The sequence below is a fragment of the Cryobacterium sp. M25 genome (assembly GCF_002929635.1).
GTDB lineage: Bacteria > Actinomycetota > Actinomycetes > Actinomycetales > Microbacteriaceae > Cryobacterium > Cryobacterium sandaracinum.
The window spans coordinates 21,599-43,117 of record NZ_PJJU01000054.1; the positions used below are offsets into that span (position 1 = coordinate 21,599).

20 protein-coding genes are annotated in these 21,519 nt (G+C 68.7%); 5 read left to right on the forward strand and 15 right to left on the reverse strand.

Going from position 1 to position 21,519, the window contains the following annotated elements:
• Window positions 1–36: 36 nt before the first annotated feature.
• Window positions 37–1,533, reverse strand: coding sequence for an anthranilate synthase component I family protein (locus CXY81_RS10250; RefSeq protein WP_104194775.1), 1,497 nt, complete (start codon window positions 1,531–1,533; stop codon window positions 37–39).
• A gap of 286 nt (window positions 1,534–1,819) precedes the next feature.
• A complete protein-coding gene (locus tag CXY81_RS10255) occupies window positions 1,820–3,331 on the reverse strand; it encodes a M20/M25/M40 family metallo-hydrolase (RefSeq protein WP_104194776.1) in 1,512 nt (503 codons plus the stop codon).
• Between the two features lie 136 nt (window positions 3,332–3,467).
• Here CXY81_RS10255 and CXY81_RS10260 point away from each other — a divergent pair, with 136 nt between their 5' ends.
• Window positions 3,468–4,124 (forward strand): DedA family protein, encoded by a 657-nt coding sequence (locus CXY81_RS10260; protein WP_104169211.1) that lies wholly within the window; start codon window positions 3,468–3,470, stop codon window positions 4,122–4,124.
• A 41-nt stretch (window positions 4,125–4,165) separates the two neighbouring features.
• On the opposite strand, the gene cydC is transcribed toward CXY81_RS10260, so the two are convergent.
• From cydC to CXY81_RS10280, 4 genes are read right to left on the reverse strand one after another with little or no spacing between them, the layout of a single operon-like run.
• On the reverse strand, window positions 4,166–5,923 hold the full coding sequence (gene cydC, locus CXY81_RS10265) for a thiol reductant ABC exporter subunit CydC (protein WP_104194777.1): 1,758 nt from the start codon (window positions 5,921–5,923) through the stop codon (window positions 4,166–4,168).
• Window positions 5,916–7,580 (reverse strand): thiol reductant ABC exporter subunit CydD, encoded by a 1,665-nt coding sequence (gene cydD / locus CXY81_RS10270; protein WP_104194778.1) that lies wholly within the window; start codon window positions 7,578–7,580, stop codon window positions 5,916–5,918. The genes cydC and cydD overlap by 8 nt, the downstream gene beginning before the upstream one ends.
• A 5-nt stretch (window positions 7,581–7,585) precedes the next feature.
• Window positions 7,586–8,602, reverse strand: a complete 1,017-nt coding sequence (gene cydB / locus CXY81_RS10275; RefSeq protein WP_104169213.1) for a cytochrome d ubiquinol oxidase subunit II — start codon at window positions 8,600–8,602, stop codon at window positions 7,586–7,588.
• Between the two features lie 9 nt (window positions 8,603–8,611).
• Window positions 8,612–10,024 carry a cytochrome ubiquinol oxidase subunit I gene (locus CXY81_RS10280; RefSeq protein WP_104194779.1) on the reverse strand — a complete coding sequence of 471 codons (1,413 nt, stop codon included), beginning with the start codon at window positions 10,022–10,024 and terminating at the stop codon, window positions 8,612–8,614.
• 96 nt (window positions 10,025–10,120) lie between these two features.
• Here CXY81_RS10280 and CXY81_RS10285 point away from each other — a divergent pair, with 96 nt between their 5' ends.
• Window positions 10,121–10,507, forward strand: coding sequence for a BlaI/MecI/CopY family transcriptional regulator (locus CXY81_RS10285; protein ID WP_104194780.1), 387 nt, complete (start codon window positions 10,121–10,123; stop codon window positions 10,505–10,507).
• 61 nt (window positions 10,508–10,568) lie between these two features.
• The gene (locus CXY81_RS10290) at window positions 10,569–11,507 is read left to right on the forward strand and encodes a M56 family metallopeptidase (protein ID WP_104194781.1); all 939 of its coding nucleotides are present in this window, start codon (window positions 10,569–10,571) and stop codon (window positions 11,505–11,507) included.
• A gap of 234 nt (window positions 11,508–11,741) precedes the next feature.
• Here CXY81_RS10290 and CXY81_RS10295 read toward each other — a convergent pair whose 3' ends face one another.
• The 5 genes from CXY81_RS10295 to CXY81_RS10315 form a co-directional block, all read right to left on the reverse strand.
• Window positions 11,742–12,668 carry an ABC transporter substrate-binding protein gene (locus CXY81_RS10295; protein ID WP_104171247.1) on the reverse strand — a complete coding sequence of 309 codons (927 nt, stop codon included), beginning with the start codon at window positions 12,666–12,668 and terminating at the stop codon, window positions 11,742–11,744.
• The gene (locus tag CXY81_RS10300; protein WP_104171248.1) at window positions 12,668–13,408 is read right to left on the reverse strand and encodes an ABC transporter permease; all 741 of its coding nucleotides are present in this window, start codon (window positions 13,406–13,408) and stop codon (window positions 12,668–12,670) included. The genes CXY81_RS10295 and CXY81_RS10300 overlap by 1 nt, the downstream gene beginning before the upstream one ends.
• Window positions 13,405–14,091, reverse strand: a complete 687-nt coding sequence (locus tag CXY81_RS10305) for an ABC transporter permease (protein ID WP_104171249.1) — start codon at window positions 14,089–14,091, stop codon at window positions 13,405–13,407. The genes CXY81_RS10300 and CXY81_RS10305 overlap by 4 nt, the downstream gene beginning before the upstream one ends.
• Window positions 14,088–14,942 (reverse strand): ABC transporter ATP-binding protein, encoded by an 855-nt coding sequence (locus tag CXY81_RS10310; protein ID WP_104171250.1) that lies wholly within the window; start codon window positions 14,940–14,942, stop codon window positions 14,088–14,090. Before CXY81_RS10310 ends, CXY81_RS10305 begins: the two co-directional genes overlap by 4 nt.
• 100 nt (window positions 14,943–15,042) lie before the next feature.
• The gene (locus tag CXY81_RS10315; RefSeq protein ID WP_104171251.1) at window positions 15,043–15,696 is read right to left on the reverse strand and encodes a TetR/AcrR family transcriptional regulator; all 654 of its coding nucleotides are present in this window, start codon (window positions 15,694–15,696) and stop codon (window positions 15,043–15,045) included.
• A 204-nt stretch (window positions 15,697–15,900) separates the two neighbouring features.
• Here CXY81_RS10315 and CXY81_RS10320 point away from each other — a divergent pair, with 204 nt between their 5' ends.
• Complete coding sequence (locus tag CXY81_RS10320) at window positions 15,901–16,929, forward strand: App1 family protein (protein WP_233194124.1); 1,029 nt, start codon at window positions 15,901–15,903, stop codon at window positions 16,927–16,929.
• 42 nt (window positions 16,930–16,971) lie between these two features.
• On the opposite strand, the gene CXY81_RS10325 is transcribed toward CXY81_RS10320, so the two are convergent.
• From CXY81_RS10325 to hisD, 3 genes are read right to left on the reverse strand one after another with little or no spacing between them, the layout of a single operon-like run.
• Window positions 16,972–18,009 (reverse strand): quinone-dependent dihydroorotate dehydrogenase, encoded by a 1,038-nt coding sequence (locus CXY81_RS10325; protein WP_104194782.1) that lies wholly within the window; start codon window positions 18,007–18,009, stop codon window positions 16,972–16,974.
• Window positions 18,010–18,017: 8 nt separating this feature from the next.
• A complete protein-coding gene (gene nrdR / locus CXY81_RS10330) occupies window positions 18,018–18,536 on the reverse strand; it encodes a transcriptional regulator NrdR (RefSeq protein ID WP_104171253.1) in 519 nt (172 codons plus the stop codon).
• A gap of 12 nt (window positions 18,537–18,548) precedes the next feature.
• Window positions 18,549–19,862, reverse strand: a complete 1,314-nt coding sequence (hisD, locus tag CXY81_RS10335) for a histidinol dehydrogenase (protein WP_104194783.1) — start codon at window positions 19,860–19,862, stop codon at window positions 18,549–18,551.
• Window positions 19,863–19,934: 72 nt separating this feature from the next.
• Here hisD and CXY81_RS10340 point away from each other — a divergent pair, with 72 nt between their 5' ends.
• Window positions 19,935–20,477, forward strand: coding sequence for a flavin reductase family protein (locus tag CXY81_RS10340; RefSeq protein ID WP_104194784.1), 543 nt, complete (start codon window positions 19,935–19,937; stop codon window positions 20,475–20,477).
• Here CXY81_RS10340 and CXY81_RS10345 read toward each other — a convergent pair.
• Entirely contained in the window at window positions 20,474–21,256 is a 783-nt protein-coding gene (locus CXY81_RS10345; protein WP_104171256.1) for a 1-acyl-sn-glycerol-3-phosphate acyltransferase, read from the reverse strand. The two genes, CXY81_RS10340 and CXY81_RS10345, sit on opposite strands and share 4 nt — an antisense overlap.
• Window positions 21,257–21,519 lie beyond the last annotated feature (263 nt).

The window sequence follows — 21,519 nt, forward strand, 5'->3', positions numbered from 1 at the left end:
GGGCCGCGCGGAGGCGGCGTCCAAGCTCTTAGGTTACTAAACCTGGCCCTGGCCCGTGGCGGCGCCGGATCGAGGAACGCCGAGGACGGCCAGGAGCGCCGCCGCTTTCAGCCGGGTTTCCTCGATCTCCTCCAGCGGATCGGACAGCGCCGTGATGCCGCCGCCCGTGCCGATGGAGGCCCCGTCCGGGCTGAGCACGATGCTGCGGATGACCATGGCCAGGTCGACCGCGCCGTTTCGCCCCAGATAGCCGAAGGCCCCGGCGTAGAGCCCGCGCGGTCCGCACTCGAGGGCGTCGAGGATGGTCATTGCACTGATCTTGGGTGCCCCGGTCATGGACCCGGCGGGGAAGCAGGACGCAACGGCATCCACCCCGGTCAGCCCCGCGGCCAGGCGCGCCTCGACCGTGCTGACCAGCTGGTGCACGTGCGCGTAACTCTCCACGGCGAGCAAGTTCGTGACCTGCACGCTGCCGAGCTCGGCGATCCGGCCGAGGTCGTTGCGCATCAGGTCGACGATCATCAGGTTCTCGGCGCGCTCTTTGTCGCTGCCCTCGAGCTCGTCGCGGAGCTCGCGGTCCCGGTCGGCCATCCGGGAGCGTGCCCGGGTGCCCTTGATCGGCTTCGTGGTGATCAGGCCGCCCGGGGTCACGGTCAGGAACTGTTCCGGGGAGGCGCTGAGCAGGGCAGTGTCCCCGAAACGCAGCAGCCCGCCGTGGTGGCTGGGGCTGCCGGCGCGCAACGCCAGGTAGGCGTCGACCGGATGCGGCCGCACGTCGACCAGGATCTCGTTGGTGAGGCAGAGCTGGTAGGCGTCACCGGCCCGGATGAACGCCTGGCATTCCTCGATCAGCTCGGCGTAGCGGTGCACGTCGTGCCGCCACCGGGCTGCGCCGGCAGCGGCAACGGGGCCGGCAGCGGGGCCGACAGGCCACGTGACCGGCCGGGTCGCGGATGCTGCGGGCGGCGGCTCCGACGCGGCGAGAGCCTTGAGCACGGCATCGGCCCACACCTGCGGGGCATCCGTCGCGTCGCCGGAAGCGCGGCGAGCGAGCGCCCTGACCGTGCGTGCCGCGTGATCGAACACCAGCACTTGGTGCACCTCGAGCAGGGCGGCATCCGGGTAGTGGGAGTCGTGCACGGGCGTGCCGAGGGTCTGGGCGCCGAGTTCGTATCCGAGCCAGCCCACCCAGCCCAGCCGAAAGCCGCCGGTATCGTCGGTGCCGGTATCGTCGGTGGCATCGTCGTGGAAGCCGGGCGGCTCCGCGCGCAGGAACTCGAAGATCGTCCCGGGTGAGAGGTGGCCCGGCACGGACGGATCGCCGGCGACCGAGACCGTCACGGTCCCCTCCGGCACCGAGGCGGTGACGAACCGGGACCCGCGCGACGCAGACCCAAGATAGCTGAGGCCGGTTTCGGCGCCGTTGCCCGCATCCAACCAGAACGCGTACGGGCTGTTGCGGTAGAGGGTGTCGAAGACGCGGGCCGGATCCCACCACTCGGGTAGGAGGATGCTCTGAGTCGGCCCGGTCACACTCCCAGCCTAGGTGCCCTGATTCTCCCCGGAGTGCATCGATCTGCTACCCCGGCCGCACGCTTGCCGAACTCGGTGCCGTGTCTCGAACGAATTCGACGGAGATTCTCCGGAAAAACGGCTTTTCCCGTGTGTCTGCGCCCGATCCGGGCAAAATCTCCGTCGAATTCGTTCGGACCCACTCATCTGGGTGCCGTGACCGCACCAACGACCCCACCGGGGACGCAGTGGGGACGCCGCCCGCGGGCGGCGTCCCCACCTTTCTCCGTCAGGTGCTGCAGCGTGGCTACTTCACAGCGAGGCTGCCCTTGAACTGGAGCCCCGTCGAGCCGGAGCCGCCGCCCCTGGTCGTGCCGTTGACCGCGGAGGTGGTCTCACCGAACGTCATCGTCGTGTGGGCGATGGCATCGGCCATCTGCTCCAGCACCTCCGCATTGATGTTCGTGATGTCGTCGCATGCGGCGTGGTAGCAGGCATCGTACGGTGCGCCGGCGACGCCGCCGTAGGTGACCGCCTCGGCCTCCGTCATCAGGTCTTCCGCACCGGTGAAGAGCCCGCCGGCGGGAATGCCGTTCTCGATGAACCCGAAGTAGTCGGACCGACCGTCGAACTCGGTGGGTTCTACGGCCAGCCCCTGCGAGGCGAAGTAGTCCAGGAAGACCTTCTCGACCAGCGCCGACCCGTTCGGGCCGGTGGTGCCGAAGGACGAGCCGTCACCGTCGTAGACGAAGCGCGCAAAGTTCGGCGACGCGACCATGTCGAAGTTCAGGTTGACGGCATGCGCCTTGATCTGGCGTTTCGTCAGCTGCGACACGTAGTACTCGGAACCGACCAGTCCATCCTCCTCGCTGCCCCAAAACGCGAACCGCACCCGGTTGGTGGGTGCGTTGCCGGAGGCGGCGAGCTGGATGGCGGTTTCCAGGATGGCGGCGCTGCCGCTGCCGTTGTCGTTGATTCCCGCGCCCTCGGCGACGGAGTCGAGGTGCGCTCCGGCCACGACCGTGCGATCCGCGCGACCGGCCGAATCGGCCAGGATGTTGAAGGATTCAGTGACGGTGACCTCAGCATCCACGGCCAACCGCACGGTCGGGGCAGGCTGCCCGGCCAGAGCCGCGCCGAGCGCGAAGGTCGTTCCGATGACCGGAACGGCGGTCTGCGGGGCGTCCAGAGTGCCGTTGACGATACCGAGGCGGTCATCGGCGTTGCCCTGGTTGAAGATGATCACGCCGGCGGCGCCGGCCGCGATCGCATTGTCGGCCTTGACCCGGAAGGTGCAGGTGCCGCGTTGGATCAGGGCGACGTTCCCGGCCGTGAAGCCCGCGAAGTCCGCGGCTTCACAGCCGCTGGTCGAGGCCCGGTCGCCGACCAGGTTGATGTCGACCGCCTGTACCGCCGCCGAGACCGTGCCGGAGCCGGAGTAGCTCATCGTGGCAAAGTCGGTGCCGCCGGCGTAGGTGGTGGGGGTGGGCGTGAACTGCGCGAACGACTCCGCGTTCAGCACGAACTGCTCATAGGAGTAGGCCTGACGGATCGGCGTGTAGCCCGCGGCCTTGAGCCGCTCTTCGACGTAGACGGCGGATGCCTCGTACCCCGGCGTGCCGGACGCACGCGTGCCGCCGTTGGCGTCCGCGATCTCCTGGAGCTTCTCCAGGTGGTCGATGATTCCGGCTGCCGTAACGGCTTCGCGCAGCGCGCCGGTGTCCGTTCCGTTATCGGCGTAGGCGGGTAGCCCGACGCTGACCGACAGGGCCACGGCCGTGCCGATGGCGGCGAGACGAATATTCCGATTCTGTTTCATGAGGGTCCCTCAGACTGGATCGAACGTGGGCCGGTCGTCCTTGAGCGGCCCTGCAGCGACGCTAGCGTATCCCCCAGTCGCGGGGCAAGGGCAGGTCCCCAGCCCCGCTGCGGGTGCACGGCTTAGGCTGTGGGTCGTGAACGATATCCTCAGCTGGATCCTGGATACGGTTTCCAGCGTGGATCCGGTGCTGCGCACCCTCCTAGCCGGACTCGGCATGCTGCTGGAGACATCCGTTCTCGTCGGCCTGGTCGTGCCGGGCGATTCCATCGTGATCGTGGCGAGCACCGCGGTGAGCAACACGGCCGAGTTCCTGGGGCTCGTCGCCGCGGTGATCGTCGGAGCCCTGATCGGCGAGAGCATCGGCTTCGCGCTCGGCCGCCACTTCGGGCCGTGGATCCGGATGAGCCGCCTCGGGCGCCGGCTCGGGGAACGCAACTGGGCCCGGGCCGAGATCTACCTGGCGCGGCGCGGCGGCATCGCCGTGTTCCTGTCGCGGTTCCTGCCCGTGCTGCACTCGCTGATCCCGCTGACCGTGGGGATGAGCCCGATGCCCTATCGCACCTTCATGAAGTGGACCGTGCCGGCCTGCGTGATCTGGGCGGTGGCCTACGTGTCGATCGGTTCGGCCGCCGCCGAAGGCTACCGCGAGCTCTCCGACCGGCTCCACTTCGCCGGATACCTCTTCGTCGGCGCGATCGCGGTCTTCGTGCTGCTCGTGTTCCTGGTCAAACGCTGGCTGCACCGCCGCGAGGAGCGACACATGGAACAGCCGGAGCCTCCGGTCGTCTGACCGCACGCTCGGTCGGGCGACCCCTCGTTCGGCTGTCGGGTTCAGCGGGCAGGTCCGGGCACGACGACCCTCGCGGTGATCAGGTCGTCCGGCACCGGCGTGTGTGAGATGAGCAGCACCGCACGGCCGTCCTCCGCCGCCGTGACCAGGATGTCCCGCACGAGCACGTCGCCCTGCGCCTCATCGACGTTGGCAGTGGGTTCGTCGACGATGAGCACCGGGAAATCCGCCAGCAACGCCCGCGCCAGCGCGATGCGCTGGGCCTGACCGCCGGAGACCAGGGCACCCCGCTCGCCGACCCGGGCGTCGAGGCCCCCACGCTGGGCGGCCCACTCCCCCAGTCCGACCCGGGCGAGCACGGCCTCGAGGTCGTCGTCGGTGGCCGTCGTGCGGGCGAAGAGCAGGTTCTGACGGATGCTGTCGTCGAAGAGCCAGGGACGCTGTTCGCACAGTCCCACCCGGCGGCGCACCTCGGCCGGGGCCAGCGTGCGCGCCTCGACGCCGTCGAGCCGGTACGAGCCCGTGTAGTCGAGGAAGCGCACCAGGGTCTGGGCCAGGGTGGTCTTGCCGGCGCCGCTCGGCCCTGCCAGGTGCACGCGGTCCCCCGGCGCCAGGCGCAGGGTGATGCCCGTGACCGCCGGGGTAACGGAACCGGGCCAGCGGGCACCCACGTCGGTGAGTTCGAGCACCGGGTGGGCGCTGACGCTCGTGGTGGACATCGCATCCGCCGGCGCATCCGTCGGCGCGGTTACCGACTCCGCCGGGATCTCCGCGGGGACGCTGGTCGGCACCGCCGTCGCCACCCGCGCGGCGCTGGAGCGCACCTGGCGCCAGACGCCGAGCGCGAGCGGGATCATTCCGAACACCTCGAACACCGCCATGGGCACGAGCACGACCACGACGAAGCCCGGTCCGCTGAGGCCAGCCGGCCCGGAGAGGGCCGGAATGCCGACCCGGAGCGCGGCGACCGTCGCCAGACCCGCGAACAGTGACAGCACGGCTCCCTGCACGCCCACGCCCAGCGACCGGCGCAGGGAGGCCCGGCGCAGCCGGTCGTCGGCCGCCGCAAGGGTGGCCAGGCGGGCATCGAGGGCCCCGAAGGCGCTCAGCACGTCGAGGTTCTCCACCATCTCGAGCACCTCGCCGGCGAGGGCTCCGCGGAGGGGTGCAAGCTGGCGCTCCGACCGGGCGGACAGCGCGCTGGAGGTGACGGTGGCGAGCAGACCGGCAACGAGGAGCGTCAGCGCCAGCGTGACACCGGCGGCGGGGAGAACCAGCCAGACCCCGACCACGCTCACGCTCAAGAGGATCCCCGCCGTGGCCAGAGGCTGCACCACCCGGAGCGGGAAGTCCTGCAGGTCGTCGACGTCGCGCACGAGGCGACTGAGCAGGTCGCCGCGGCTCATGCCTCCGAGGCCGGCCGGGGAGAGCGGCAGGATCCGGGAGAAGATGCCCACGCGCAGGTCAGCCAGCTGGCGGAATGCGGCGTCGTGGCTGGCCAGACGCTCGAGGTAGCGGAACGCAGACCGGCCGAGGGCGAACGCACGCACCCCGACGACCGCCATCGAGAGGAACATGACCGGCGGTTGCTCGGCGGCTCGGGTGATCAGCCACGCCGACGACGCCAGGAGGGCCACCGCGAAGACCGCGCTCAGCACGCCCGCGGCCAGGCCGGGGGCGAACCGGCGGGCAGGCGGCTGGGCCAGGCGCAGCACGGCGCGCACCTCGGCCCGGCCGGTCGGCCGGGGGCCGGCGATCCTGCTCGCGCTCCCGCTCGCGCTGGGTCTGGAATCAGACATGGGCCACCTCGTTCAGGGCAACGATCTGGTCGGCGGCGTCCCGCAGGGCAGGCCGGTGGCTGACCACGATCACGATCCGCCCCTCGGTCGTGAGCCGGCGCAGGCCGGCGACGAGGGAAGCCTCCGCCGCCTCGTCCAGCGCGGAACTGGGCTCGTCGAGAACGACCACGGCGCAGTCGTGGCTCTCGGCGCGGTAGATGGCGCGGGCCGCTGCGACCCGCTGGGCCTGTCCGCCGGAGAGTCCCTCGCCGGCGATGCCGAGCATGGTGGCCGGCTCCAGATCGCCCGCTCCGGCGCACTCCAGCGACCGGGCCACGGTGTCCCGATCTACGGACGCGTCACCGAGCGCGAGATTGTCGGCGATCGTTCCCTGGAACAGTCCCGGCCGTTGCCCGGCCCACGCCAGCCACGGGCGAAGTGTGCCCGGGGTCTGCTCCGCACCGTTCAGCAGGATCCGCCCGTCGAAGGGGACGAATCCCTGCAGGGCGGCCACCAGCGTGGACTTTCCAGCGCCGCTCGGACCCACGACCACGGTGAGTTCGCCGGGTCGGAACACGGCGTTGAAATCGCGCACGGGGGCATTCGTGCCCCGCCGGATCGTGACGTGCTCGAACCGGAGCATGCCGGTATCCGCGGGGCCTGCTCCGGTGCGCGCGCCAGACGGGGCAGTCGAGGCAGCCGGGGTCGCCGCGGCCCGGGGCCCGGCATCGTCGTCGAGAATGGCGAAGACCTCCTCGGCCGCCGCCAGACCGTCGGCCGCGGCGTGGAACTGGGCGCCGACCTGCCGCACGGGGAGAAAAGCCTCCGGGGCCAGCAGCAGCACGAACAGGCCGACGCCGAGTGCGAGGCTTCCGTCAACCAGGCGCAGCCCGATGGAGACGGCAACAAGGGCCACCGACAGGCTGGCCGCCAGTTCGAGCACGAACCCGCTGAGGAAGGAGACCCGCAGCACCTTCATGGTGCGGCCGCGGTAGTCCTCGGTGATGGTGCGCACCCGGGCGAACTGGCGTCGCTCCCGACCGTAGATTTTGAGCGTGCCGAGCCCGCCGACGAGGTCGAGGAACCCCGTCGACAGCCGCTGCAGGGACTCCCACTGCTGCCGCTGCACGGACTGGGTGGCCTGGCCGATCAGCACCATGAAGACGGGGATGAATGGCAGCACTGCGATGACTGTGATGCCGCTGGGCAGGTCCTGCCAGAGCATCACCAAGATCAGCAGGGGCGTGCTGATCGCCGCCAGCAAGAGCTGGGGCAGGTAGCGGGCGAAGTAGTTGTCCAGCGCGTCCAGCCCCTGGGTGGCCAGGGTGGAGACGCCCACACTGGCCCGGCCGCTGAGCCAATCCGGGCCGCGCTCGGCGACGCGGTCGAGAACCTGGCGGCGCAGCTGGCTCTTGACTTGGGCTGCTCCGCGGGTGGCGGCCACCTCGAGGAGCCACACCAGCGCGGCCCGCACCACGATCACGCTCGCAAGGGCGGCCGTGGTGAAGGCCAGCGAATCCTGAGAGGCCCCCGTCAACGCGAGGGTGATGCTCTGGCTCAGCAGCCAGGAGAACGCGATGACCGTGACAGTCTGCGCCAGTCCGAGCAGGGCACCCACCGACAGGAACCACCGGGCGGCGGACGCGTAGCGGAGGAGCCGAGGATCGAAGGGGCGCATTCCGTTTAGTGTACGGCGGACTCTACGTGGGCCGAGACGGTCGTGCGACTGACCCGCTTGCGCAGAACCCAGTAGGTCCAGCCCTGGTACAAGAAGATGACGGGCATGGCGAACAGGGCGGTCCAGCTCATCACCTGCAGTGTGTACGGCGTCGAGGAGGCGTTCTCGATGGTCAGGCTGTTGGCTGCATCGTTGCTCGCCGGCATCACGTCGGGGAACAGGGACGCGAAGAGCGTCAGCACCGCGAGGGCGATCGTCGCGGCCATCAGCGTGAAGGCCCAGCCTTCGGCGCCCCGCAGGTTCGCCAGGAACGCCCCGATCAGGGCAACCGCGGCGAGGGCGGCGAAGGCACCGGTGGCCAGGCTGCCGAAGGCGAGGGTGGTCCAGACCAGGAACGAGGCGGCCACCACGATGGTGGCCACCCCGGCCTTGACGGCTAGCCTCTGAGCGCGCTGACGGATGTCCCCCTCGGTCTTCAGGGAGATGAAGACCACGCCGTGGGTGAAGAACAGGAGCAGCGTGGTGAGCCCGCCGAGGAGGGCGTAGGGATTGAGCAGGTCGAAGAAGGAGCCGATGTAGTTGTGGTTGGCGTCCAGTGCCACGCCCCGCACGATGTTGGAGAAGGCGACGCCCCAGAGCAGGGCGGGAACGGCAGACCCGATCACGATCATGAGGTCGAAGCGTTTCTTCCAGGTTGCTTCCGGGCGTTGGTGCCGGTACTCAAATGACACCCCGCGCAGGATGAGGGCGAGAAGGATCACCAGCAGGGCCAGGTAGAACCCGCTGAACAGGGTGGCGTACCACTCCGGGAAGGCGGCGAAGAGTGCTGCGCCGGCCACGATCAGCCAGGTTTCGTTGAGGTCCCAGACCGGCCCGATGGTGTTGATGATGACCCGGCGGTCGAGATCGTCCGTGCCCAGGAAGGGCAGCGACATGCCGACGCCGAAGTCGAAGCCGTCGAGCACGAAGTAGCCGATGAAGAGCGCGGCGATGATCCAGAACCAGAGAATGTTGAGATCCATCATGCGCTCCTAGTAGACCGTGACCTGTGGCTTGACCTTGCCGGAAACCGGGTCGGGTTCCGCCGGCGGGGCAGGTCCCTTCCGCACGGCCTGCAGGATCAGTTTGAATTCGACGACCGCGAGGGCACCGTAGATCAGCGTGAAGGCGATCAGCGAGATCAGGATCTCGAGGCCGCTGACGTTGGGTGATACGCCGTCCTGGGTGCGCAGGAGCCCGAACACGAGCCAGGGCTGCCGCCCCATCTCGGTGAAGATCCAGCCGACGCTCATGGCGAGCAGCGAGAAGGGGAAGCTCCAGATGGCGATCTTCCAGACCCAGGTGGCCTGCGGGCTGCACCCGCCGCGGGTGAGCCAGAGGCCGACGACGGCAACCAGGATATGGGCGATGCCGAGACCGATCATCCAGCGGAAGGCCCAGTAGGTGATCCAGATGGTCGGGGTGTAGTCGCCGGGGCCGTACAGGCTCACATACTGCGCCTGCAGGTTGTCGATGCCTTCGACCGTGCCGTTGAGGGTGTGGGTCGACAGGAACGACAGCAGGTACGGGATGCGGATCGAGAACAGTTCGCTCACGCCGTCGGGAGTACCGAGGGTGAAGATCGAGAAGGATGCGTCGGCGCCCGTCGACGTCTTGTACATCGCCTCGGCGGCGGCCATCTTCATGGGCTGGGCGGCCGTCATGGCGAGGCTCAGCGAGTCGCCGAAGAAGGTGGTGACCGCACCGGAGACAACCATCATCCACATGCCCAACTTGAGTGCGGGACGCATGGATTCCTCGTGCTGCTTGCGCAGCAGGTGCCAGGCGGCCACCGAGATGACGAGGCCTGACGACACCATGAAGCAGGCGAAGATCGTGTGCGGGAAGGAGGCCAGGGCGATCGGGTTGGTCAAAAGCTCGCCAATACTGGTGAGCTCGGCCCGGCCGCGCTCCTCGTTGATGCGGAACGCGATCGGGTTCTGCATGAACGCGTTCGCCGCGAGGATGAAGTACGCCGAGGCGATCGAGCCGGCCGTGGTCAGCCAGATGGTGGCGAGGTGCAGGCCGCGGGGCAGCTTGTCCCAACCGAAGATCCACAGTCCGATGAACGTGGCCTCCAGGAAGAAGGCGATGATGCCCTCGAAGGCGAGCGGGGCGCCGAAGACGTCACCGACGAAGCGGGAGTAGTCCGACCAGTTCATTCCGAACTGGAACTCCTGCACGATTCCGGTAACGACGCCCATGGCGAAGTTGATCAGGAAGATCTTGCCGAAGAAGTGGGTCAGCTCGAGGTACTTGGCCTTGTCGGTGCGCACCCAGGCGGTCTGGAAGAGCGCGACTGTGAACGCCAACCCGATCGTGAGCGGAACGAAGAGGAAGTGATAAACGGTGGTAAGACCGAATTGCCATCTCGACAGGAGTAACGGATCCAGCCACTCGTTCATGCGCCCTCCAGCGGCTTCGGGTTTTCTACACTGCGTAGAACATTACTATTCTACGAGACGTAGAAGAGTTGATTGCCGCCCGCTAGACTCCCCAATATGGGGAGTTTGGGAGAGCTGGAACGACTGCTGATGGATGTTTTGTGGGAAGCCGAGGAGTCTCTGCCTGCCAACGATCTCCGGGATCGGCTACTCACCCCGACGACCGCCACCGCTAGGCGCAAACCACTCGCCACCACGACCGTGCTCACGGTGCTCTCCCGCCTCGAGACCAAGGGCTTCGTCACCCGCGACCGAGACACCCGGCCGCACCGCTACCGGGCTGTGGCGACCCGGGCGGAACATACCGCGGAGCTGATGCACGAGGTGCTCGGCTCTGCTCCCGACCGGCAGGCGGCCCTCGCCCGGTTCATCGGGGACGTCACCCCGCAGGAGGCCGACGTTCTGCGCCTGCTCCTCGGCACGGCACCTCTCGTTCGCGAGTGACCGGCATCCAGTCCCCGCTCCAGTTGCCGCATCAGGCAGCAAACGTCAGAGCGGTCGAGTCGTGTTCGTCACGGCCGTAGCGCTCATGATCGTGGCCGTGCTGCTCGCCGGTCCGGTCCCGATCTGGCTTGCCACCGCCGGCTGGCCGGCCCGTTCCCCCGCGGTCGCCCTGGTGTTGTGGCAGGCCATCGCCCTGGCCGGCGGGCTCTCGATGATCGGCTCGCTGCTCAGCTTCGGGTTGATCCCGTTCGGCGAGAACCTGTTCGAGGGCATCCGCTCGCTGGCGGGCCATCTCGTCACCGGCACATTGCCGGCCGGCACGTCGTTCGGCTCGGTACTCCTGCTGTGCGCGGCGCTGATCCTCGGCAGCCATCTGCTGCTCAACCTCGCCGCGACCTTCTCCCGCGCGGGGCGCCAGCACCGCAGGCACCGGCACCTGATCGGACTGCTCAGCGACCCTCTGCCGAGCCATTCCGGCACCCGTGTGATCGAACACGACGCGCCGGTCGCGTACTGCCTGCCAGGCGCGACCCGGTCGGCGACCGTGCTTTCCCGCGGCCTTCTGCAATTGCTGAATGCCGACCAATTGCGCGCGGTGATCGCACACGAGCGCGCCCACCTGTTGCAGCAGCACCACCTCGTGCTGCTCGCCTTCAAGTCCTGGCACAGCGCATTGCCGTGGTTCCCGATCGCGAACCGCGCCGAGAACGCGGTCGCCCTGCTGGTCGAGATGCTCGCCGACGACCAGGCCCGGCGGGTGGTCGACGACCGCACGTTGGCCACCGCGATCGCACTGGTCGGGTCGGCACACCAGGTGGTCCCGCTGGGAACGGATGTCGAACTCGCCGACGGCCCGGACCATCCGTTCGACCTGGTGACACCCCGCGTTCGCCGCCTGATCACCCCGCCGGCGCCGCTGACGCCCTCCGCCGTGCTTTTCGTTGCAGCCGGCGCCGCCGCACTCCTGCTGCTGCCGACGCTGCTCCTGTCCCTCGCCTGAGCCCGGGCCTACCTGAGCACGCGCCTGCCTGAGCACGCGCCTGCCCCAGCCCCTGCCCCAGCCCCAGCTCCAGCCCCAGCCCCAGCCCCAGCCCGGGCCTACCTCTGCCCCTGCCCCCGCCCCTAACGAATTCGACGGAGATTCTCGGCCCCAGAGCCTGTTTTGCTCCAAAACCGGCCCGTAGGCTCAGAATCTCCGTCGAATTGGTCAGGCAGCGCCTGAGTCAGCTGGTGCCTAGAAGAGGTTCGCCTGTTCGAGCCAAGCGGCCGCGATCTTCTCGGCCGAGAGCTGGTCGTTCACGCTCTCGGAGTTGAGGCCCACCAGGTCCTCGGCGGTCAGAGCGGCACTGACGGCGTTGAGCACGTCGGCGGCCTTCCCGCCGACCTTGTCGGACACGACGGGCACGACGTTGTCCGCGAAGAACAGGCCGTCCGGGTCGTCGAGGGGGACGAGGCTGTCCGACTTGATGTTCGGGCTGGCCGTGTAGACGTTCGTGATCTGAATGTCGTTGTCGACGAGAGCCTTGATCGTGAGCGGGCCACCACCATCCTCAATGGGCGTGAAGCCGGCGATGGGAATGCCGTACTTCTCCGTCAGGGTCGTCGGTCCGTAGGGGCGGGTCTGGAGTTCGGACGGTCCGCCGACGGTGATCGGCTCGGTGACATCGGCGAGCGACGCGATGTCGGTCAGGCTGTACTTGTCGGCGAAGGCCTGCGTGACGGTCCAGGAGTTCTGGTCCGTGGCCGAGGCCATGTCGAGCACGCTCAGCCCCTCGGGCAGCTCGTCCTGCAGCTGCGCGTAGGTCTCGTCGGCGGTGCCGCCGGCGGCATCTGCATTCAGGGCCTGCAGCAGGCTGCCGCTGTACTCGGGGAAGACGTCGATGGCACCGGATTCGATCTCGGGCAGGTAGACCTCGCGCTGGCCGATCTTGAACTGGCGGTCGACCGTGAAGCCGTTCCCCTCCAACGCCAGGGCGTAGATTTCGGCGATGATCTCGTTCGAGTAGTAATCCTGCGAACCGACGACCAGGGTGGTGGACCCCTCGTCGGCTTTAGTTCCGCTGTCCAGCGGGTCACCGGACGCACACCCTGCAAGGGCTACGACGGCCCCAACCGCGACCGCGGCGACCGCCGCGAGCCGGCCTCTGTGAGCTGTAAACATTAGTGGGTTCCTTTCGTGATGGCGGGATCCATCCCCGGGACAGGTCGGGCTGACCTGGCACGGTCGACTGGGGGACGTCCGGACGCGACGCCTCTGGGAACGACAAGTCGCTGAACAGCAGTGAATATTCCCTCGAGGACGAGGGCGAGCAGGATCACGAGCAGTGACCCGCCCAGCATCTCCGCGTAGTCGCGGGTTTTCAACCCGGCGAACAGGAACCGGCCGAGGCCGACATCTGCCACGTAGGCAGCCAGGGTCGCCGTGGCGACGACCTGCAGGGTGGCCGAACGGATGCCCGCGATCAGCAGCGGCAACCCCAACGGGATCTCGACCGTGCCCACGATCTGGCTCTCCGACATCCCGACCGACCGGGCGGAGTCGATGACGGACCGGTCAATGGCCTCGAACCCGGCGTAGGCGCCCGCGAGGATCGGCGGGATCGCCAGGACCGTGAGCGCGACGTACGGCGCACCGAGCCCAATCCCGACCCACAGCGCGACCAGTGTCAACAGGCCGAGGGTCGGAATGGCCCGCAGCCCGCCGGCGGTGGCTACAGCGAGGCTGCGTCCCCGACCCGTATGCCCGATCAGGAAACCGACCGGAATCGCGATCACGGAGGCCATCAGGACCGTCACGAGGGTGAACACCAAGTGTTCGATCGTCCGCGCCGGAATGCCGCCCGGCCCGGCGAAATTGGCCGGGTCGAGGATCCAGTTCACCGCGTCAACGAACAGGTTCATGCGGATGCCTCCGTGATCCGGGCGACCCGGACGGCCCTCCGGTCGGTCGCCGCCAGGCGGGTCCAGGGCAGCAGAACCCGCCCGAGCAGCACGAGGGCGCCGTCCAGCAGCAGCGCCAGCGCCACGGTCAGCACGATCCCGGCGATGATTTCGGCCTGGATACCGCGCTGGAAGCCATCCGTGAACAGGCTGCCGAGGCTCTGCGAGCCGATCACGGCCCCCACCGTGGCGAGGCTGACCGTGCTGACGGCCACGACCCGCAGGCCGGCCAGGAGCACCGGCCCGGCCAGCGGCAGCTCAACCTGCCAGAAGATGCTCCAGCCGGAATACCCCACGGCGACAGCGGACTGGCGTACATCCTTGTCCACGGATGCCAGCCCGTCGGCCACCACGCGTACCATCAGCGCGACGCCGTAGATCGTCAGGGCGATGACCAGGTTGAGCGGCGAGCGAAGGCTGGTGCCGACGATGGCCGGGATCACGAAAAACAGCGGCAGCGACGGGATGGCGTAGAGCAGCCCACTGGCCGTCAGGATCACGCCGCGGCCGGCACGGTACCGGTTCGCGAGCCAGCCCAGCGGCACGGCGATCAGAAAGCTGAGAAGGATCGGCGGCACGCTGAGAATCAGGTGGTCCAGGGTGCGATCCCACAGCAGGTCGAGATTCGACCAGATCCAGGTCACCGCGGAGCCTGGGGATGCGGGGAGTGCGCGGTCTGCCCCGGCTCCACGAGCACACCGGCCAGGCGGCCCTCACTGTCGAGCAGCAGGTCGGAGTCGCCGCGGCGTTCCAGATGCAGGGCACGCTTGCCGCGATCCGCTCCGACGAAGCTGGCCACGAAGTCGTCGGCCGGGTTCGCCAGGATCTCGGTCGGCGCCCCCACCTGGGCGATCCGTCCGCCGTCACGCAGGATGACGACCTGGTCACCGAGGAGGAACGCCTCCTCGATATCGTGGGTGACGAACACGACCGTTTTGCCGAGCTCGCTCTGCAGCCGGATCAGTTCTTGCTGTAGCTCGGCCCTCACGATCGGGTCGACGGCGCCGAACGGCTCGTCCATCAGCAGAATGTTTGGGTTGACCGCGAGCCCGCGCGCCACCCCGACCCGCTGCTGCTGCCCGCCGGAGAGCTGGCTGGGGTACCGGTCCGCCAGGGTCTGGTCCAGGCCCACCGTGTCGAGCAGGGTGAGGGCCTCGGCGCGGGCCTTCTTTCTCGGCACCCCGCGCAGCAGCGGAACAGTCGCGACGTTGTCGATCACCGTGCGGTGCGGGAGCAGGCCGGAGTTCTGCATCACATAGCCGATGCCGCGCCGCAGCGGCACCGGCTCGAGCTGGGCGATGTCGGCCCCGTCGATCTCGATCGTGCCGCTGCTCGGGTCGACCATCCGGTTGATCATGCGCAGCAGGGTGGTCTTGCCCGAGCCGGAGGAGCCGACGAGCACCGTCGTCTGGCGCGACGGGAGGGTCAGGCTAAAATCGTCGACGGCGAGTGTGCCGTCCGGGAACTGCTTGCTCACCGAGCGGAACTCGATCATGGAAATGGCTCATTTCTCGACCGAAGTCGACACAACACGGGAGGCACGTACACCACCCAACCATCGCACGGCGCCGCGAGCCAACCGGATCGCGGAATTCCTAGCGAACGCTCGGCCCGTAGTATCCGGCGAGGTAGTCATGCGTGACCACGCGGCACTCTTCGATGAACCGCTCATCGCCCTGCGGGTCGGAGCGGAACGCCCGCGACAGAATCGAGTCGCCCATCTCAACGGCGACCTCAAGCCGGAAGATCAGTTCGTCGCCGCCCTCGAGGCCGAACTCCTCGACCAGCATGCCGGCCACCCGGCGGGCGAAGTAACCCGTGTCGGGGTCTTCGACGACAGGCACACCCTGCCGGTCGTCGAAATGCATGATGCGAAACCCCGGCTCAGAGCGGTACAGGTCGACGAAGGCCGTGATGGCCACGTCGACGGCCTGCCACCAGCCCTGGGGAGCGTTCGTCTTCAGCTGCTCCGCAACTCGGCTCCGGAATCGCAGCACCGCGCGCTCTCGCAGAGCCTGCAGCACCGCGACGCGATCGGGGTAGTACCGGTACACGGTCCCGATCGACGCGCCCGCGCGCTCGGCCACCATCGCGGTCGTGATGCGGTCGAAGCCGACCTCGTCCACGACGACGGCGGCGGCGTCGAGCAGACCGGACAGTCGTGCCGTGCTGCGCTGTTGGATCGGCTCGGTGCGGGCCTGCTGGGCCGGCACAAAAGGATCCCCACCAAAAAGGTCACTGAGTGACACTTGTCCTCCTTGAGACTAAGTCACTAATACTAGGCGGCAATGTCCCCCTCGTTGTGACGTGACAGCGTGTCTCGCCCGATTGGGCAGGAATAACCCTCGGCTCTCCGGGCGACCCGACTTCGATGCCGGGTAGCGTCGTGCGCATGCCAGACTAGGGACGTGCCGACATATCCTCGAATCCCGCCCACGGGCACGCCAGCGAAGATGATGCATCGCGCAGCCCGCATCGAGGACTGGCTGCACTTCAAGCGCGAACGCCACGCCCGCAAACGCGGCTACCTGCCCACGGTCATCCCCTATGCCGGCTACGGCTCGACCGAGTGGGTGCGCATCCTGTGCCGGGTGCTTCTGGCCAAACCGGCCAAGCCCGGCTCCAAGCTGGCACACCGCCACTGGCACGCCGACCGCCGCGAGGCCGGAATTCGCGGCTGGCACAGCTTCACGAGCGTTCCGGTCAACGATGTGACGGTGACCATCGAGATCAACGGTTTCTCCCACCGGGTGCAGGCCGACCGCGGGGGCGTGGTCGACACCGTCATTCCGGTCACGCTCACCCCGGGCTGGCAGATGGCCCGGCTGCACACCGACGACACGGCCGCGCCGGTCGAGGCCCCGCTCTTCATCGTGGCCCCGACGGTACGCCGCGGGATCCTGTCCGACGTCGATGACACGGTCATGGTGACCACCCTTCCCCGCCCGCTGCTCGCCGCCTGGAACACCTTCGTGCTCGACGAGCACGCCCGAGTTCCCACGCCGGGCATGGCGGTCCTCCTCGACCGCCTCGCCGCGGTCAACGAGGGTGCCCCGATGATCTACCTGTCGACCGGGGCCTGGAACGTCGCCCCGACCCTGACCCGGTTCCTGAACCGCAACCTGTACCCGTCGGGGGCTCTCCTGCTCACCGACTGGGGTCCGACCCACGACCGCTGGTTCCGGAGCGGTCAGGACCACAAGAGGGCCAACCTGCGCCGTCTGGCCCAGGAATTCCCGGAGATCCGCTGGATCCTGTTCGGCGACGACGGCCAGCACGATGAGGCCATCTACAGCGAGTTCCAGCGAGACTTCCCCGACAATGTCGAGGCCGTCGCGATCCGCCAGCTCTCCCCCAGCCAGGCAGTTCTGGCCGGTCGCCGGGCGAAGGATGCCGCGCCCGCGCCCCGCGATCCCCGCTGGGTGTACGGGCCGGACGGCTCGGCCGTGGCCCGGCAGCTCGCGGACCGCGGTCTGATCTAGGCGCGACGGCGTGTTGCGGGCTCGACGGCCTGTCTCAGTTCTCTACAGTTCTGCGGCGAGGATGCGGTCGAGGCCACGGTTGATCTGGCGAGCCCAGAGCGGCCCTCGATAGAGGAACCCGGTGTAGCCCTGAACGAGCGTCGCGCCCGCGGCGAGGCGCTCGGCCACGTGTTCCGCGGTCTCCACGCCGCCGACCGAGATCACGCACAGCTCGCGGGGCACAGCGGCCCGGATCACGCGCAGCACGGCCAGGGACCGCGCCTGGAGCGGGGCACCGGAGAGACCGCCGGCGCCGGCAGCCTCGACGGTCGCGGCATCCGTTTTCAGTCCGGCGCGGGAAGTCGTGGTGTTCGTGGCGATGATGCCGTCGAGACCCAGCTCCACCACGAGTTCGGAGATTCGGGTCACTTCAGCATCGGCGAGGTCGGGGGCGATTTTTACCAGCAGGGGCGTGGCGCCGGCCTCGATCTTGACCGCCCGAAGCAGCGGGGCGAGCCGGTCGAGTTCCTGCAGTCCGCGTAGCCCGGGCGTGTTGGGCGAGCTGACGTTCACGACGAGATAGTCGGCCAGGGGCGCGAGCAGCGCGGCGCTGACCAGGTAGTCGGCGGTGGCGTCCTCGACCGCGGTGACGCGGCTCTTGCCGATGTTGATGCCAAGGACCGGGCGACCGGCAGCGGAGCGAACGTGCGCGAGGCGCACCCGGGCGGCGCGGGCACCGGCGTTGTTGAAGCCCATCCGGTTGACGACCGCGCGGTCGGGGATCAGGCGGAACAGGCGCGGTTTCGGGTTGCCGGGCTGAGGAACGGCGGTGATGGTGCCGACCTCCACGTGCCCGAACCCGAGCTGGCCGAGCCCGAGCACGGCTTCACCGTCTTTGTCGAAGCCGGCGGCCACGCCGAACGGCGACTGGAATCGCAGACCCAGGGTTTGGACACCGAGGTCGGTACGCGGGCGCGTGAAGCGGTGCACGACCCGGCCGACACCGAACGCGGGCAGCGCCCGGATCACGGTGAAGGCGAGGTGGTGGGCTCGTTCGGGGTCGAGGCGGGTCAGGAACAGCGAGAAGATCAGCGGGTACACGGTGCCGCCTACGACTCGGACGGGTGTGCGGCGCCCGCGGCGCTGCCCTGCTCGGGGCGGGAGCCGTGTTCGGTGCGGGAGCCGTGTTCGGTGCGCAGCCGGGCGATCGCGGTCTCGAAATCCTCGAGCGAATCGAATGCCTGGTAGACACTCGCGAAGCGGAGATAGGCCACCTCATCAAGTTCGCGCAGCGGCGGCAGGATCGCGAGGCCGACCTCGTTCGCCTTCACCTGCGACGCGCCGGTCTGCCGGATGGTCTCCTCCACCCGCTGGGCAAGCATGGCCAGGTCGGAATCCGTTACCGGACGACCTTGGCAGGCCTTGCGCACGCCGGCCACGATCTTGTCGCGGCTGAACGGCTCGACGACCCCGCTGCGCTTGACGATGTTCAGGCTGGCGGTCTCGGTGGTGCTGAACCTCCGGCCGCATTCGGGGCATTGTCGACGTCGGCGAATGGAAAGTCCGTCGTCGCTCGTGCGCGAGTCGATGACTCGGGAGTCCGGGTGGCGGCAGAACGGGCAGAACATCGTGCGGCCAGCTTACAGCGCCGTCGTGAAACGGGCCGTGACGGCGTCGCCGTGCGCGGGCAGCGCCTCCGCCGTGGACAGGGCCGCGATGTGGTCCGCGACCTCGCGCAGTGCCTCCCGGCTGTACGTGACGACCTGCTGGGGCCTCAGGAAGGTGTATGCGCCGAGTCCGGAGGAGAACCGGGCCTGGCCTCCCGTCGGCAGCACGTGGTTCGAGCCGGCCACGTAGTCGCCGAGGCTCACGGGCGAATGAGGGCCGAGGAAGATGGCGCCGGCGTTCTCGATCAGCGCGAGCACGGTATCCGGGTCGCTCGTCTGGATCTCGAGGTGCTCGGGACCGAACGCGTTGCTGAACGCGGCCGCGGCGTTGAGGTCGTCCACGAGCACGATCCCCGACTGGCGCCCGTTCAGGGACGCGGTGACACGGATGCTGTGGGTCGTGCTCTGCATCAGGTCGACCAGGTGCAGAGCGACGGCGTCGGCGAGCTCAGCCGAATCGGTGACCAGCATGGCGGCGGCCAGCTCGTCGTGCTCGGCCTGGCTGACCAGGTCGGCCGCGACGATGCGGGGGTCGGCGGTCTCATCCGCGATGACCAGAATGTCGGTAGGGCCGGCCTCGGAGTCGATGCCGGTCACCCCGCGCACGAGCCGCTTGGCGGCGGCCACATAGACGTTGCCGGGGCCGGTGACGAGCTGCACCGGGTCCAGGCCGAGCCCCGGAACGCCGTAGGCGAAGGCGCCGACCGCGCCGGCCCCGCCCATGGCGTAGATTTCGTCGATGCCGAGCAGGCTCGCCACGGCGAGGATGGTGGGGTGCACGCGTCCGTCGAAGTCGCTCTGCGGCGGCGACGCCAGCGCGATCGAGGAGACGCCGGCGATCTGAGCCGGAACCACGTTCATCACGACGCTCGACGGGTAGACGGCCTTGCCGCCGGGAACGTACAGGCCGACCCGGTTGATCGGCTGCCAGCGCTGCGTGATGGTGGCGCCGTCGGCGATCGTGGTGGTCACCTGCGGCGGCACTTGGGCCGCGCTGGCGATGCGCACGCGACGGATGGTCTCCTCGATGGCCGTGCGCACCGTCGGGTCGAGCCCGGCCAGTGCCTCGGTGACGTGGGACGCGGGAACCCGCACATGGGACGGACGCACCCGGTCGAGGCGTTCCGCCTGGTCGCGGAGGGCATCCTCGCCCCTGGCCCGCACATCGTCGATTAATTCGGCTGCGACGTCGCTGGCCGCGGTCACGTCGGTGAGCGCACGCGGGACGGCTGCAAGCAATTCCGCCGGAGTGGGCCGGGTCCCTCGGAGGTCAATAGTCTGGATCATCGCGTTCCAGCCTAGCCATCAACTCCCGTGCACCGGGAATAGGCTCAATGGCGAGGAGATTGATTCAGTCACATGAGCGACACCGAAGTACCCCAGCCCGCCACCGTACCGCTGGCCGAAGATCCCAATGCACCGCTGGACCTGGCCGCCTTCAAACATTCCTTCCGGCGTCACGCCGCCGGTGTCGCGGTGATCACCGCGCTGCACCCGGACGGCGCCCCGGTGGGATTCACCGCCACCTCGCTGGCGTCGCTGTCGTCGGTTCCGCCGCTGGCCACCTTCAACATGGCCCGGTCAGCCAGCACCTGGCCGGCGATCGCCGAGAGCGACCGGGTCGTCATCCACATCCTCGGGGCGCACAATCGTGCCGTCGCCGAGGTGATGTCGGGTCCCGCGAACCAGCGCTTCGTCGGCGACCACTGGCAGCCCGGACCCCACGGCCTGCCCGTGCTGAAGGGCGTCACCTCGTGGATGGTCGGGCGAATCATCGAACGCACACTGGTGCACAACAGCGCCGTCGTGGTCGTGAAGATCGAGGAAGGCGGCATGGGCGAGAACGACGAGGCCCTGCTGTACTACGAGCGCACCTACCGCGTGCCCGGCGCCCCTGCCTAGCCTCTGGACGGGGCTGCGCCGGCCTCGTCGCGACGCCGGCGCCGCTCGGCCTCGGCAACGGCGGCCTCCTCCGGTGTGGGCGCGGTGCCACCCAGGTGCCGCGGCTGCCACCACTGGCCGGCGCCGTCCACCGGATAGGCTTTCTGCAGTTTGTCGACGAGACCCTGCAGTGTGTCGTGGAGTGCCAGCGTCATCGGCTGCGTGCCCTCCCCCGCCGCGACCGTGAACGGCTCGCCGACGGCGAAGCGGATGGGCACGTCGAACACCTCGCGCAGGGCCGGCTTGTGGTTCTTCGTGAGCACGCGGTGCCCGCCCCAGACCGCGATCGGGATCACGGGGACCCCGGCCTCGGCGGCCATCCGGATGGCACCCGACTTCAACTCGCGTACGGTGAAGGAGGCGTTCACGCCGCCTTCCGGGAACACGCCGAGCAGTTCGCCCGCCCGCAGCGCGGTCACGGCTTGGCCGTAAGCCTCCGCCCCTGCCTTCATGTCGACCGAGATATGACGCATGCCGCGCAGCAGCACGCCCACGAGCTTCTGGTCGAACGCGCCCTTCTTGGCCATGAAACGGATGTGACGTCGGTTCTTGTGCCACAGCATCCACTCGACCAGGGCGAAGTCCATGTAGCCGAAGTGGGTGATCGCCAGCACCGCCCCCCCGGTGTCCGGAAGATTCTTCAGACCGGTCACGGATGGCTTCAGCCGCAGCAGGCCGAACACGGCCCGCCCGGCCAGAATCGCCGTGGTGTACAGAGGTTCCCGAGTGCCAGTGCTCATACCTCAAGGCTACGACCTGCGTGCGGGTTTCCGCGTCCGTCCCACGAGCCTTTCGGGACCCGGCTCGCACTCGCGGCGCACCCCGTGGACGTGGGCGCACGTTCTAACGCTCGCCCGGCTCCAGAACCTGCGCCGCGAACTTCCACCCCCGTCTGTGTCGTCGGTTATGGAGCTTGCACACAGCCTCGACCGCACTGACACTGGAATCATCCACGGCGGAACCGCAGCAACCGGCCTTGAAGCTGGTTGACTCGACCAGGCGA